The following is a 15003-nucleotide window of genomic DNA, read 5'->3' on the forward strand; positions in this document are numbered from 1 at the left end:
GTTTTGAGTTTAAAGTCAGATTTTATAAAATATAAAAAGTATAGCAGTAACAAATCGACATTTGTACTGTTATTAACACAACAAGGCTTGTGGGCTTTAACAGTGTATAGACTATCAAATGCAATATATCGAAGTTCTATTTTTAGACCACTTAAAAAACTATTGCTAGGTTTTGCTGTAATAGATCAAAAATGGATAGAAATAGTAACGGGTATTAGTATTCCGTATAGCGTAACTATTGGAAGGCAGTTTTACATTGGACATTTTAGTGGTATTATTATAAACGCTAACGTTGTTATTGGAGATAATTGTAATATCTCGCAAGGCGTGACTATTGGGGTTAGTGGCCGAGGTGATACTCGTGGGGTTCCAACACTTGGAAATAATGTATATATTGGGGCCAATGCAGTTATTGCTGGACCAATAACCATTGGCGATAATTGCGTGATTGCAGCTAATACGTTAGTCACAAAATCTATGGACGCTAATGCTGTTGCGGTTGGTGTTCCAGGCGTTATTATTAATCATAATGGCTCTAAAAATTATATATAATGAAGTTTTTAGTCGTTACAAATGCACCAACCTTAAAAGAAGGTCATAGTTATCAAGCATATACGCCGTATGTCAGAGAAATGGATATTTGGAGTGCTAATGTCTCAGAATTTAGAATAATTTCGCCGACACAATACAATCAAAAATTACTAAAGTCGTCATTTAAAAAACAACCCACGGTAACTTCAATACCGAGTTTGAATTTTTCAACTGTTGTATCAGCCTCACTCAGTGTGTTGTATTTGCCAATAATTGTGGTTCGTTTGTTTATGGCTATGTTTTGGGCAGATCATATCCATTTAAGATGTCCTGGGAACATTGGTTTAATAGGTTGTTTTGTACAAGTATTTTTTCCAAAAAAACTAAAAACAGCAAAATATGCCGGTAATTGGGATCCTAAGGCAAAGCAACCGCTAAGTTATAAACTCCAAAAATGGATTTTAAGTCATACGGTTTTAACTAAAAATATGACTGTTTTGGTCTACGGCGATTGGCCTAATCAAACTAAAAATATCAAATCCTTTTTTACAGCGACTTATAGAGATGAAGATAGAGCGCAGGTTGATCCAAAAGTATATACTGGTGATTTAAACTTTATTTTTGTGGGGAGTTTGGTTGCTGGGAAACGCCCTTTACTGGCTATTCAAATTGTAGAAGCATTAATTGAAAAAGGGGAAAAGGCTACGCTATCACTATATGGCGATGGTGTTTTAAAACCAGAATTACAAGCCTATATTACTAAAAATAAATTAGAATCAGTTATCGTTTTACATGGCAATCAATCCAGTGAAACCGTAAAATTTGCTTTAAAAACCTCGCATTTTACTATACTAGCGTCTAAATCTGAAGGTTGGCCTAAAGCTTTAGCAGAAGCCATGTTTTTTGGCGTTATACCTATTGCAACCTCCATATCTTGCGTGCCTAATATGTTGGATAACGGCAACAGAGGGCTATTAATACAACCAAATTTAAAACCGGCTGTTATGACGATTGAAAGCGCTTTGTCCACTACAAGTCGTTTAGAACAAATGGCTACACTAGCTTCGGATTGGTCGCAATGTTATACTTTAGATTTGTTTGAAGAGGAGATACAAAAATTAATAAAAAGTTAAATGAGAGTACTGCAACTTATTGATAGTTTAGAGGCAGGAGGTGCAGAGCGCGTTGCTGTTAATTATGCCAATGGGTTGCTTAATCATATTGAAGCTAGTTATTTATGTACTACAAGAGCTGAAGGTTTATTAAAGCATAGCTTAAAAAAAGAGGTGGGCTATTTGTATCTGAAAAGAACAAAAACGGTCGATTTTAAAGCTATTAGAACGCTGAGCAAATTTATAAATACCAATGGTATAACGATTATTCATGCACATGCCTCGTCTTATTTTTTAGCAACACTAATAAAGGTTTTAAACCCTAAGCTTAAATTAGTTTGGCATGACCATTACGGTAAAAGTGAGTTTTTAGACGAACGTCCTAAAGGCGTTTTAAAATACTGTTCGCGATTTTTTAATTACGTATTTTCTGTTAATTCTAAGTTAGAAAACTGGGCAAAAATTAACTTGAAAGCAAAAACAGTACGTTATTTACCCAATTATGCGGTTGTCAATAATACCCCATTAATAACAAAATTGAAAGGAGAAGCGGGGAAGCGAATGGTGTGTTTGGCTAATTTGAGACCCCAAAAAGATCATCTAAATGTATTGCATGCGTTTAAGCTAGTTGTTGCACATTATCCAGATTGGACTTTACATTTGATTGGTAAGGACTTTGAAGATGCTTATTCTAAAAATATTTCTGATTTTATTATGGAAGCAGGCTTAGAGCAACAGGTGTTTTTGTACGGGAGTTGTTTAGATACCTCTGCCATATTGAAACGTTGTGATATTGGTGTTTTATCATCTAGGTCAGAAGGCTTACCTTTGGCTTTATTAGAATATGGACTTTCAGATTTAGCAGTGGTTGCTACGGATGTTGGAGAGTGTAACCGTATTATAAAAAATAAGGTTACAGGTTTATTGGTAGCGTCTGAAAATCACGAATGTTTAAGTGAAGCATTATTAGTTTTTATTGAAGATGTTAATTTAAGAACTGCCTGCTCATTGGGGCTAAACAACCAAGTTAAGACTTATTTTTCTGAAGACTCAACAATAGATACTATTGTAAATACATATTCTCTATTATAATTTAAATGCAAAAAAAATATTTAAAATTATTAGGACTTCATGTGTTGATAGGTGGTCTTATTTACCTATCCAGAGCTTTGGGTAATCTCTATTTTTATGGTATTATATTTTATTTTTTAAGTCGCGTTATTAGCGCTAAACAACAATTAAAATCCTTTGAAATTGTTAGAGCTTGTGCATATATAGTCGGTGCTGAGGTTATTCTACGTATGACTAATAGCGGTCCTTTTTATGAGGCTAGTAAATATCTAGTAATTTTATTTTCAGTCTTAGGCCTGTTTTATAGTGGTTTTAATAAAAAGGCAACACCTTATTTGTTATACTTATTACTTTTAATTCCAGGGATTTACGTGTCTTTGTATCTTTTAGATTTGGGAACAAATATAAGAAAAGCGATTGCCTTTAATTTAAGTGGACCTATTACTTTAGGGATTGCCGCTTTATTTTGTTTTGGACTAAAAATCACTAAAAAACAACTAGAAACAATTATTAATTATATGTTGTTTCCTTTAGTCAGTACATTGATTTATGTTATTATGTATAATCCAGACGTTGCTGCAGTATCGACAAGTACAGGCTCTAATTTTGCAGCGTCAGGAGGCTTTGGCCCTAATCAAATGGCAACAGTCTTGGGTTTGGGTTTCTTTGTAATGACGGTGCGTTTTTTTTACTTTAGTAAAACAAAGTTGCTACGGTACTTAGATTTAGCTTTTGTGTTATTATTTGCATTTAGAGCGATTGTTACCTTTAGCAGAGGGGGTGTGTTTACTGCTATTATTATGATTGTTGCGTTTATCTTTTTATTATATCGAACGATGGATAAAACCAATAAAAATAAGATGCTTCTCTCTGTTGTTGTATTTTTAATTATTGGTGTAGCGACTTGGGGTATTTCTGCGAGCCAAACTAATGGTTTGATTGAAAAACGTTATGCCAACCAAAACGCGATGGGCCAAGAAAAGAGTGATATTAGTACAGGTCGAGGTGGTTTATTTTTAGAAGAATTTGAAGAGTTTATTGCTAGTCCGTTTTTAGGGGTTGGTGTTGGTCGGGTTAAAGATTTACGTTTCCAAAAAACAGGGATCCATGCAGCCTCCCATAATGAAATGAGTCGTATTATTGCGGAACATGGTCTGCTTGGGGTGTTAGGTTTTTCTATTTTATTAGTGGTGCCTTTATTTTTAAGATTGAGAGATCGTAGTAACGTGTTATTTTTTTCCTTTTATTTATTTTGGCTACTGACCATTAATCATTCGGCTATGCGTATTGTAGCGCCTGCTTTTATTTATGCATTAAGTTTATTACATATTATTGATGAAAAACCTGGTTTACATAGGCAACAAATTAAATAGAAAAGGTAAAACAGCCACAACTATTGATACCTTAGGTAAAGGACTTGAGGCGTCCGGTTTTAAGATTTACTATGCTTCTAGCTATAATAACATCGTGTTACGACTTATGGATATGTTATGGACAGTTTTTAAACATAGAAAAACAACGGACTATGTATTAATTGACACGTACAGCACTTTAAATTTTTATTACGCGTATAGCGTAAGCAAATTGTGTCAAATTTTAAATTTGAAATACATTCCCATTTTGCATGGTGGGAATCTACCGCAACGCTTAAAAAGGAGTCCAAAACTAAGTGCGTCCATTTTTAAAAAAGCCTATTTAAATAGTGCGCCCTCTAATTATTTGAAAACTGAATTTGAAAAGATGGGGTATACTAATGTAAAACTGATTCCTAATAGTATTCAGATAGAAGATTATCCTTTTAAAACACGTGTTATTGATACTGTTCATTTACTTTGGGTGCGCTCGTTTTCAAAACTATATAACCCTAAATTGGCAGTAGACGTGTTGTATTCCCTTAAAAATAAAGAAATCAACGCAACACTCTGTATGGTTGGTCCTGATAATGATGGAAGTTTGGAAGACACGAAAGCGTATGCTAAAACATTGGGTTTGGAAGTCACCTTTACAGGGAAATTAGAGAAAGCTGCTTGGGTGTCATTGTCAGAAGATTATAACCTATTTATTAATACAACTAATTTTGATAATACACCAGTAAGTATTATTGAAGCTATGGCTTTAGGACTCCCCATTGTGTCTACTAATGTGGGTGGTTTACCGTTTTTAATTGAACATAATAAAGAAGGTGTATTGGTGCAACCGAATAATACGGAAGCTTTTGTAGAAGCCATTTTACACTATAAAAATGATGAATTGCTTTGTCAGTCCATTGTAAAACAGGCCAGAATAAAAGCAGAAACCTTTGATTGGGAACAAGTGCAACAACAATGGGTCGCGACTTTAAAGTAAAAACCTTGCTGTAAAGTAATTACTTGTTATATTTGAAATAATTCTTCCAACTAAGCAACAATGAGTCACAACAGTGGTATTCACTTTGAAATTTCTGAACGTAAAATTCTGTTACGCTTATTTGACCTGCTATTTATTGGTGTCTCATTATATTTAGTCAGTACTTTTTTTGAGTTTGATTATTTTAGAGTGTACGATAAGCATTGGGCATGGTTTTTAGTATTAGCGCTTTATATTTCGGTATTTGGTACGGTGTTAGAATTATATGATTTACAGAAGTCTAGCCGATTAGATAGTGTTTTAGGAACCGTCTTAACGACCACGTCAGTAACCGTCTTATTTTATTTGTTGACCCCTTTTTATACGCCATCTTTACCTGAAAATAGATTACAAATCCTTTATTTTTATTTGGCTATTCTGTTTGGTTTATACTTATGGAGATGGGCTTATATTACTTTTATTTCGTCCCCTAGATTTTTCAAAAAAGTATTATTGGTAGGAGAGACGTCAAATATTAAATCCATTGTAGATGCGTTTGCCAATGCAGACCCTAACTACAAAATTATAGGGTTTATTAATTGTGAAATTGATAAGAAAGAAACTATTAAATATACCGGATTACAGGAATATGAGCCCGCTGATTTGCACACCGTTATAAAAGCGGAAAGTATTTCGGAAGTCGTTATCGCTAGTTATAATTCGGAAAATATTACACCTGCAATTTATAGTGATTTAATAATGCTTTTGGAGAAAGGGTTCCCTATAAAAGAATACACGCAAGTGTATGAGGATATTACGTATCGTGTGCCAGTACAGTTTGTAGGTAAAGATTTTTATAAATACTTTCCGTTTAGTCGAAATAATAAAAACAAGCTCTATTTAACCTATAGACGTTTATTTGACGTCCTTTTGGCTAGTATTGGCGTCTTGATTGGATTGTTAATTTTACCTTTAGTACTACTAGGGAATTTGATTGGAAATAGAGGCCCTTTGTTTTATTCACAAGAGCGCGTAGGGCAAAATGGTGTACCCTTTCAGATTTTTAAATTCAGGACTATGATTAAAAATGCCGAAACTAATAAAGCGGTTTGGGCCACAAAAAATGATAGTCGTATTACTGCTTTTGGTAAATTTTTACGGGTTTCTAGATTGGATGAAATGCCACAGTTTATAAATATTCTTAAAGGCGATATGAGTTTGATAGGACCACGTCCTGAGCGCCCTTATTTTGTTGAAGAATTGTCTCAGGTTATTCCGTTTTACGAAACTAGGCATATTATAAAACCTGGACTTACCGGTTGGGCACAAGTCAAAGCACGTTACGGATCTAGTGTGGATGATAGTCTATTAAAACTGCAGTATGACTTATACTATATCAAGCATCGTAGTTTTTTACTAGACATTAATATCATTGTCAAAACCTTAAGTACGGTGATCTTTTTTAGAGGACAGTAGGCTATTCTGTTGTTTTAACTTAATCAATACGTGCTGTGCATATCCATCTGTCATAACTAGTAAACACAGTCAAAAGCAAACAATAGGTCGTGATAATTCAACTCGTCTTTCTAGTTTTAGTATAAAAACTAAACCGCTGCTAGCTTATAATGCTTTAACAGAAAAATATATCTTACCAACAAAGCAAGTAATAACGGGATTAAAGCAGGAGCAAAGCGTTGCACGCCAATAGTCCAATGCATAACTAGTAAGCATAACATTAAGATAGAGAACTTAATATAGGCTATAAACCATTTTTTAGGAACGGTTTTTACAATTTGTAAGACACAAAATAGACTTAAAGGAAAAGCCCATAAGACATTGTAATTGTATGCTGTTCCTGTGTGATCTGTAGCAAACCATAGTAGAAATAATAAGACACCAATCACACCAGTGGTTATAAATAGTGCTAGGTCTAACCATTTAGAGCGTACTTTGTTTTTGAAGTCTTTAAAAGTTATGAAAATAATGAACCCTCCAACTAGTATCATGACTAGCAAAGGACTGGTTAAAAACGAGCTGGTCTTATTTTCATTATCTCCTTTTTTTGTATAAATCGTTTTAGAGTTTACCACTAATTTTTGACTAGAATCTTTTAAGGTCGCTGTCTCAAAATTTTGATTAACATATTCTGGTAAAAAGAGTTGCTCTCTTGGCGTTGCTGTGCGATCTATAATAGAGCCTAAAGCAATATCAATACCAAAACTACCCCATGTATTCCAATTTAAATTAGCATCAATTAACTGTCTAAAGGTCTGCTCTTTGTAATGGTCAGGTAAGTTGTATATTAAGTTGCCAGCCAAGGTTGTCTCAATAGCATCTCTGATTTTAGTTGCACAATTATCATAGAAAAAATCATATAAATAAGCGCCTTGATTGTTTTTGTAATTGGTTTCTAAGTAATCGTATAAGTTTTGCTTCTCAGCAGTAGTAAGTTGTAATTGTTGTTCTTTTATCGTTCGGTTTTCATTGCGGTAAATGGCAATAAAATGATTGTAATTTGATTTGCCTTGTAGGTAGTTTAGTTTTCCTCTGGCAAAGTTTAAATAGAACCCAGGGGCATCAAAATCATAGCGTCCAAAGTCATAAGTAATATCAGAAAATCTAGATTTTACTCTAATAGCATTGTGGCCAAAAGCATCATTTAGGTTGCTTCCTGGGCCAATAGTAATAACACTAACTGTTGCATCTTGAGACAATGGTAAGCTTTGAGAAAAACCAGTAGCCATTGTAAATAAAAAGAAAAATTGTAAAGCTTTTATCATGTTACAAAGATAACTTATCTAAAAACACTAAAGTCTAGTTTTAACGAAAACACATTAGAATATAGTGCGACACTTTGGTCTCCAATATCCGTAAAAGCATAATCTACTTGGATGCCTTTATATTTAAACCCCACACCAAAGCTAGGTTGAAATGTTAAATCTTCAGAATTGTCTATCTGTAATTCGTTTTGAAAATTACCAACACCTGTTCTTAAATAAATCATATCTACATAGCCAAATTCAAAGCCTAGAGCAGGATTGATACTTGCAAAAGTGGTTGATATCACATCATTATTTTGTTCAAATCTGACGTTTAAGTCTAACTCGGCCTCCAAAGTATAGTCGTAATGAAAGCGGTATAATTTAGCAACACCTATTTGTAATTTAGGAATCGTAATTTCTGTTGTTTCTGGTAAGTCTTGGTTTTGGCCTTCTACTGCATTTTGTACTTTGGCAAATTCGTCTTCATTAATAGTCCAAGCATTAAAGGTTGTCGTTATATCACGCGCCATAATACCAAACTTCCAATTATTTTTACTTTCAAATTGAATGGCAGCATCTAAGCCAAATCCCCAGCTTGAGGCGAAATCACCAATAATACGTCTTATAATTTTGGCATTAACACCATAGCTTAATCCTTCGATAGGTAAATCTCTAGCGTATGAAAATGTTAACCCATAATCTGCGGTAGAGAATAAACTAATACGATCGTAATTAACATTACCTTGCTCGTCAATAAGTTGTGTCGTGTCTAAAATGTCATCGACAGCAAAACGGATTAAAGAAATTCCGAAGGCGCTGTTGTCATCTAAAGGCATCGCGAAAGCGGCATAGTCATAATTTGCAATGTTTGCAAAATAACTAGAGTGCATTAAGGCTAACTGGTTGTCTTCTAGGTGCACTAATCCAGCAGGGTTCCAATAGCCAGAATTAACATCATTAGATCTAGCAACTGTGGCATTACTTAAACCTAAAGCAGCAGCATCTACACCAATATTCATAAATTCATTTGAATATTTACGTGTCGTTTGTGCGATGGTAAATGTTGTGCACAGTAGTAAAAAGGCTAGTAAATGTACTTTCAATTTCAATTTTTTTTACAAAGATGCTATAATTTTTCTATATATTAAACTTCAATTTTAATACTATATTGCTCAGTGTTTGGAATAGAACAAAATACTTTGTTATTTTTACAAAAAACTAACTGATGAACATTAAAGCTTTTATACCAAACTTTATAACACTTCTTAATTTATTCTGCGGAAGTGTTGCCGTAATATTTGCGGTTAATAACCATTTTGTTTTTGCTGCATTTTTTGTGTTTCTAGGGATTTTCTTTGATTTTTTTGATGGATTATTGGCTAGAAAATTAAATGTACAAAGCGAACTGGGACTTCAGCTAGATAGCTTAGCAGATATGGTTACTAGTGGATTAGTACCAGGTATTGTTGTTTTTAAATTACTAGAATTGGCGAGTAATGGTAGAGCGATTACCTCTGTTGATGAATGGTCTGAAACCATGAATTGGACAGGTTACCATTTTAATTTACTGCCATTTATTGGATTATTTGTCACTTTAGCGTCTGCTTACAGATTAGCACGTTTTAATATAGATGAAGACCAACAGAGTTACTTTAAAGGCTTACCAACACCTGCAAATGCCTTGTTGATTTTATCTTTACCTTTAATTCTTGAGTTTCAGAACAACGATTTAATTAATAGTATTATACTTAATCAATGGTTTTTAATAGCCTTAACGGTATTGAGTTGCTATATCTTAAATTCGCCAGTAAAATTGTTTGCCTTAAAATTTAAAAATTGGAGTTTTAAGTCCAATGCAGTACGTTACATCTTTATCATTTTAAGTGTTATACTTTTAATCGTGTTGCATTTTGCAGCTATACCAGCAATTATTATACTGTATATATTATTATCCTTATTTAACAATATCAATTAAATTTATAAAATCAACTATTTATAGCTCATGTTACAAATTATTTTCACATTATTTATGCTTGTCTTATTGCAAGCCGTTTTAGGATTTGATAACCTTTTATATATCTCTTTAGAATCAAAAAAAGCACCTGAAGCGGATCAGAAACGTGTTAGGAAAGTCGGGATTTTAATTGCTATTGTATTACGTATTATATTATTGTTTGTATTAGTATCTATTATTGACTTTTTTAAAGAACCATTTTCTTTTATGACAGGCGAGTTAGGTAGTGTTGCTAGTTTTGCTTTTAATGGGCATAGTTTAATAGTCCTTGCTGGAGGTGGTTTTATTATTTATACTGCTATTAAAGAAATTTGGCACATGATTGGAGCCCACGATTTAAATGCTGATATAGAAGGAGACGGTACACGCGGTAAATCTGCTAATGCAGTTGTAACAAGTATTGTTATCATGAATTTAGTATTCTCTTTTGATTCTATTTTAGCAGCTATTGGTTTAACCAGTGAAATTGAAAGCGCTACGTCTGCATTTATTGTAATGGCTATTGCGATTGTAATTAGTGGGTTATTAATGTTGTTTTTAGCAGACCGAATTTCTTCGTTTTTAGCTAAGAATAGAATGTATGAGGTCCTTGGGTTATTTATCTTATTTATAGTTGGTATTATGTTGGTCACAGAAGGTGGGCATTTAGCACACTTAAAGTTATTTGGAAACCCTATTGAATCGATGAGTAAAACAACGTTTTATTTTGTATTGGTTATTTTAATTATTGTAGATGTTGTACAAGGACGTTATCAAAAGAAGATTTTAGCAGAGAATGCTTCAAGGAATAAAGTAAAAGATACTAACGATATTTAATCGTTAGTATCAGGTGTTCTTTTTTTAGGGGTGCGTTTTGCTTTTTTTAGGCTCTGGTTTAGCATCCATTCAATTTGACCATTAGTGCTGCGAAACTCATCCGCAGCCCATTTTTCTATGGCTTTCATCATGTCTTCATTTATACGTAATGCAAAAGCTTTTTTCTTAGCCATTTATAGTATTAGTTAAAGTGTTGTGAGTAATGCAAATGTATTACTTATTGGTTTAAAGTCCCTGTATTTAATACTGGAGATGCATCTTTATCTCCACAAAGGATAACCATTAGGTTACTAACCATGGCAGCTTTACGATCGTCATCTAACTCTACAATATTCTTTTTACCTAGTTCTTCTAAAGCCATTTCGACCATGCTTACAGCACCTTCTACAATTTTATGACGTGCTGCAACTATAGCGGTTGCTTGCTGTCTTTTAAGCATTGCACTGGCTATTTCCTGCGCGTATGCTAAATATCCAATTCTTGCTTCTAATACTTCGATTCCTGCAATAGATAAACGTTCGTCAATTTCTTTTTCAAGCGCTTCACTAACTTCATTTACACTTGAGCGTAAGGTGATATCTTCAACATGACCTTCGTCTGCAAAATTATCATAAGGATACATACTAGCTAGTTTTCTTACGGCTGCATCGGTTTGTACTTTTACAAAGTTTTCGTAATTATCTACATCAAAGGATGCTTTGTAAGTATTAGTGACGCGCCATACTAAGATTGTACTAATCATAATTGGGTTTCCTAGCTTGTCGTTTACTTTTAAACGTTCGCTATCAAAATTACTAGCACGTAAAGAAATTGCTTTTTTATTGTATAATGGATTCACCCAAAACAGACCATTAGATTTTATACTTCCAACGTACTTTCCGAATAAAAGTAATACTCTAGAGTTGTTAGGATTTACTAATACAAATCCTTTAAATAATATAATAGCTGCAACTAAACCAAATATGTATAACGGGTTTTTTGTTGTAATTAGTAGGTAGATACTAGTGACTATTAATGCAATAGTTATGGCTAGTATTAAATAGCCATTTAATGGATTGATTTCTTTTTCTTGATTCATAGTTAGTGATTTAGTATGATATTATTTTGATATCATAAAGATATATAAAATTTAGATATGAATTCTATTTAATTTTAAAATAAAAACAAATGTTAGATTTAGAGCAAAAGAAAACAGCTACACTCTTTAGTTAAGAGTATAGCTGTTTGTGTTGTATTTATGAGATTAAATTTACTCTCTAATCTTCTTTTTACGTAATTCAAAATTCTGACCTAAGTATACTTTACGTACCATTTCGTCATTTGCAAGTTCTTCAGGTTCTCCTGCTTTAAGGATACTTCCTTCAAACATAAGATATGTACGGTCTGTAATAGCTAACGTTTCTTGTACGTTGTGATCCGTAATAAGTATACCAATGTTCTTCTTGGTTAATTGTGCTACAATACGTTGTATGTCTTCTACAGCCACAGGATCTACTCCGGCAAAAGGTTCATCCAATAAAATAAAACTTGGATTGGTCGCTAATGCACGTGCAATCTCTGTACGACGACGTTCTCCCCCTGATAATAAATCACCTCTACTTTTTCTGATATGTTCTAAACTAAACTCTTCAATTAAAGATTCCATGCGGTGCAATTGTTCTTTTTTAGTTAGTTTAGTCATTTGTAAAACACTTAAAATATTGTCTTCAATACTAAGTTTTCTAAACACTGAAGCTTCTTGTGCTAAGTAACCAATTCCGTTTTGAGCACGTTTGTACATGGGATAGTTCGTAATGTTAGTATCGTCTAAATAGATATTACCAGCATTTGGTTTTACTAAACCAACCGTCATATAAAAAGAAGTTGTCTTTCCGGCACCATTAGGGCCTAAAAGCCCAACAATTTCACCTTGACTAACCTCAAGCGATACGTCTTTTACTACTTTACGTCCATTATAGGACTTCATTAAATGTTCGGCTCTAAGCTTCATTTGGTGTGTTTAATTATGCTAAAAATAAGCATTTCAGTACGACTTATAAAAGAGTGGTTCTAATTTATCTAAAGTTTAACCTTGTTGTATAACATCTTGAGCTTCTAAAGCTTCCCAAAACTCGTAAGCACGTCTTAAATGAGGTATTACTATTGTACCACCAACTAATGTTGCAATACTCAAGGTTTCCATAACTTGTTCTTTGGTTAGACCATGTTTATAACTAGACTCTAAATGGTATTTAATACAGTCATCGCAACGTAATACTGTAGAGGCTACAAGTCCTAATAACTCTTTAGTTTTAACATCCAAAGCCCCTTCTGAAAAGGCATTGGTATCAAGGTTAAAAATACGCTTGATTATTTTGTTGTTATCGCCTAGAATTTTATCATTCATTTTCTCGCGATAGTCGTTAAATTCTTTAACTGGTTCTGACATCTTTTTTTTCTTTTTTATTTTCTTTTTTTACTACCATTCTAGAGATATGGATACTAACTTCGTATAAAACTAGTACAGGAATCGCTACAATAATTTGACTTGCTACATCCGGAGGTGTAATTACTGCCGACAAAATTAAGACAATAACTAATGCGAATTTTCGATATTTTTTTAAAAATTGAGGCGTAACCAAACCTACTTTTGTTAGAAAGTATATTAATATAGGTAGCTCAAAAATAATACCGGAAGCTAAGACAGAGGCTCTAATTAAACCAATATAAGAGGAAATGTCAATTTCGTTTGATACTTCTGCACTTACAGAGTATGTTCCTAAAAAGTTGATAGATAACGGGGTTATAATATAATATCCAAATAACACACCCATAAAAAACAAGAGGGAAGATATTACTATAAAACCAGTGGATGTTCTTCTTTCTTTGGAAGTTAATCCTGGACTAATAAATTTCCATAGTTGATAGATTACATACGGGAAGGCAACAATAAATCCAGCGTAAATGGACGTCCATATATGTATTGAAAATTGTCCTGCCATTTCACGGTTTTGGATGATAAATGGAAAGGCATCCGCACAAAAGCTAATGTCTTCGAATCCGAAAAATTGAGACATTTCACACAACGATTGGTACGTTGGGAAATCCATTTTCTGGGGTGCAAATAAAATGCTGTCAAACAAAATGCTTGGAAAACAGAACGCTACCAATCCACAAAGAACAACAGCAGATACAATCCTAATTAAATGCCACCTTAAATCTTCAAGATGATCTAAAAAGGACATCTCATTTATATTTTTTTTCGCCATTATAAAATACCTTCTCTAATTAAATCATGGACGTGCACAACACCTGCGTATTTACCATCATTTTCTACTAATAATTGAGATATACCATACGTTTCAATAACTTCCATAGCATCAATAGCCATAGCTTGTTCTTCAATACGTTTAGGATTTGGACTCATAATATCCTTCGCCGTTAAGCTAGTAAAATTATCCACTTTACTTAACATACGACGTAAATCACCATCTGTAATAATACCTACAATTTTATTATTTTCTGTAACGGCAGTGACACCTAACATTTTTTCGGAAATTTCAATAATAACCTGTTTGATGTTCGTGTCTAAAGTAACTTCTGGTTTTTGATTAACAGAAGAAATATCATGTACTCTTAAATATAATTTTTTTCCTAAAGCGCCACCAGGATGGTATTTAGCGAAATCTGTACTAGAAAACCCTCTGATTTCTAATAAGCTGACAGCCAGTGCATCTCCCAAAACTAATTGCGCGGTCGTACTAGTGGTCGGGGCTAGGTTATTTGGACAGGCTTCTTTTTCTACAAATGCATTTAAAACAAAATCGGCTTGTTGGCCTAAAAACGAATCTTTATTACCAGTTATGGCAATCATTTTATTTTTTGCATTTTTTATTAAAGGGACTAAAACTTTAATTTCGGGTGTATTTCCGCTTTTAGAAATACAGATGACAACGTCGTCATGGAGTATCAATCCTAAGTCACCATGTATCGCATCTGCAGCGTGCATAAATACAGCAGGCGTTCCTGTCGAGTTTAGCGTAGCTACTATCTTTGTTGCTATTATGGCACTTTTTCCAATACCTGTAATTATGACACGACCTTTAGAATTATAAATTAATTCCACTGCTTCAGCAAAGTCATTATCAATTAAATTAGACAGATTTAATATAGACTGTCCTTCTAATTTAATAGTTTCTTTGGCACTACTAATAATGGACGCTTTTGTTTTCAATGTGTTTAATTTTTTTTGGTTTATAAAGATTTTACTATCTTTAGTTTTATTCTGAAAAACGTTTTCTGTTTTGAAGAATTATATTGGCAACAAATTTAGCGAAAAAATAGAGAGGGAAATTAAATTTTGAGCAAGATTTTATTTGTTAGCCATATGTGA

16 protein-coding genes are annotated in these 15003 nt (G+C 33.3%); 8 read left to right on the forward strand and 8 right to left on the reverse strand.

Translation table 11 applies throughout. The annotated features are described in order from the left end of the window. Positions 1 to 3: 3 nt before the first annotated feature. The 6 genes from H0I26_RS08730 to H0I26_RS08755 are packed head-to-tail and all read left to right on the forward strand — an operon-like array spanning position 4 to position 6515. Positions 4 to 552, forward strand: a complete 549-nt coding sequence (locus H0I26_RS08730) for a serine O-acetyltransferase (RefSeq protein ID WP_317618226.1) — start codon at positions 4 to 6, stop codon at positions 550 to 552. After that, positions 552 to 1664, forward strand: coding sequence for a glycosyltransferase (locus tag H0I26_RS08735; RefSeq protein WP_218701879.1), 1113 nt, complete (start codon positions 552 to 554; stop codon positions 1662 to 1664). Before H0I26_RS08730 ends, H0I26_RS08735 begins: the two co-directional genes overlap by 1 nt. Further along, entirely contained in the window at positions 1665 to 2735 is a 1071-nt protein-coding gene (locus H0I26_RS08740) for a glycosyltransferase (RefSeq protein WP_218701880.1), read from the forward strand. 5 nt (positions 2736 to 2740) lie between these two features. Beyond that, complete coding sequence (locus H0I26_RS08745) at positions 2741 to 4087, forward strand: O-antigen ligase family protein (protein ID WP_218701881.1); 1347 nt, start codon at positions 2741 to 2743, stop codon at positions 4085 to 4087. After that, positions 4050 to 5060 (forward strand): glycosyltransferase family 4 protein, encoded by a 1011-nt coding sequence (locus tag H0I26_RS08750; protein WP_218701882.1) that lies wholly within the window; start codon positions 4050 to 4052, stop codon positions 5058 to 5060. Before H0I26_RS08745 ends, H0I26_RS08750 begins: the two co-directional genes overlap by 38 nt. A 60-nt stretch (positions 5061 to 5120) precedes the next feature. Next, positions 5121 to 6515 (forward strand): exopolysaccharide biosynthesis polyprenyl glycosylphosphotransferase, encoded by a 1395-nt coding sequence (locus H0I26_RS08755; RefSeq protein ID WP_218701883.1) that lies wholly within the window; start codon positions 5121 to 5123, stop codon positions 6513 to 6515. 128 nt (positions 6516 to 6643) lie between these two features. Here H0I26_RS08755 and H0I26_RS08760 read toward each other — a convergent pair whose 3' ends face one another. Both H0I26_RS08760 and H0I26_RS08765 read right to left on the reverse strand, forming a co-directional pair. Next, a complete protein-coding gene (locus H0I26_RS08760; protein WP_218701884.1) occupies positions 6644 to 7819 on the reverse strand; it encodes a DUF4105 domain-containing protein in 1176 nt (391 codons plus the stop codon). Positions 7820 to 7833: 14 nt separating this feature from the next. Beyond that, complete coding sequence (locus H0I26_RS08765) at positions 7834 to 8820, reverse strand: PorV/PorQ family protein (RefSeq protein WP_218702062.1); 987 nt, start codon at positions 8818 to 8820, stop codon at positions 7834 to 7836. Positions 8821 to 9026: 206 nt separating this feature from the next. Here H0I26_RS08765 and H0I26_RS08770 point away from each other — a divergent pair, with 206 nt between their 5' ends. Together H0I26_RS08770 and H0I26_RS08775 are read left to right on the forward strand one after the other, a co-directional pair. Beyond that, entirely contained in the window at positions 9027 to 9776 is a 750-nt protein-coding gene (locus H0I26_RS08770) for a CDP-alcohol phosphatidyltransferase family protein (protein ID WP_218701885.1), read from the forward strand. A 27-nt stretch (positions 9777 to 9803) separates the two neighbouring features. Further along, positions 9804 to 10631: a TerC family protein gene (locus H0I26_RS08775; RefSeq protein ID WP_218701886.1), complete on the forward strand. Its 828-nt coding sequence runs from the start codon at positions 9804 to 9806 to the stop codon at positions 10629 to 10631. On the opposite strand, the gene H0I26_RS08780 is transcribed toward H0I26_RS08775, so the two are convergent. The 6 genes from H0I26_RS08780 to H0I26_RS08805 all read right to left on the reverse strand — a co-directional run bounded on the left by H0I26_RS08780 (position 10628) and on the right by H0I26_RS08805 (position 14844). Beyond that, positions 10628 to 10804 (reverse strand): Arc family DNA-binding protein, encoded by a 177-nt coding sequence (locus tag H0I26_RS08780; protein WP_218701887.1) that lies wholly within the window; start codon positions 10802 to 10804, stop codon positions 10628 to 10630. The two genes, H0I26_RS08775 and H0I26_RS08780, sit on opposite strands and share 4 nt — an antisense overlap. Before the next feature lie 44 nt (positions 10805 to 10848). After that, positions 10849 to 11709, reverse strand: coding sequence for an SPFH domain-containing protein (locus H0I26_RS08785; protein WP_218701888.1), 861 nt, complete (start codon positions 11707 to 11709; stop codon positions 10849 to 10851). Between the two features lie 171 nt (positions 11710 to 11880). Beyond that, positions 11881 to 12621, reverse strand: a complete 741-nt coding sequence (gene lptB / locus H0I26_RS08790; protein ID WP_101017954.1) for an LPS export ABC transporter ATP-binding protein — start codon at positions 12619 to 12621, stop codon at positions 11881 to 11883. A 75-nt stretch (positions 12622 to 12696) separates the two neighbouring features. Then, positions 12697 to 13059, reverse strand: a complete 363-nt coding sequence (locus tag H0I26_RS08795) for a carboxymuconolactone decarboxylase family protein (protein ID WP_101017955.1) — start codon at positions 13057 to 13059, stop codon at positions 12697 to 12699. Then, complete coding sequence (gene tatC, locus H0I26_RS08800) at positions 13043 to 13879, reverse strand: twin-arginine translocase subunit TatC (protein ID WP_218701889.1); 837 nt, start codon at positions 13877 to 13879, stop codon at positions 13043 to 13045. The genes H0I26_RS08795 and tatC overlap by 17 nt, the downstream gene beginning before the upstream one ends. Further along, complete coding sequence (locus H0I26_RS08805) at positions 13879 to 14844, reverse strand: SIS domain-containing protein (RefSeq protein ID WP_136581921.1); 966 nt, start codon at positions 14842 to 14844, stop codon at positions 13879 to 13881. Before H0I26_RS08805 ends, tatC begins: the two co-directional genes overlap by 1 nt. Between the last annotated feature and the right edge of the window lie 159 nt (positions 14845 to 15003).

Source organism: Olleya sp. HaHaR_3_96 (assembly GCF_019278545.1).
Taxonomy (GTDB): domain Bacteria; phylum Bacteroidota; class Bacteroidia; order Flavobacteriales; family Flavobacteriaceae; genus Olleya.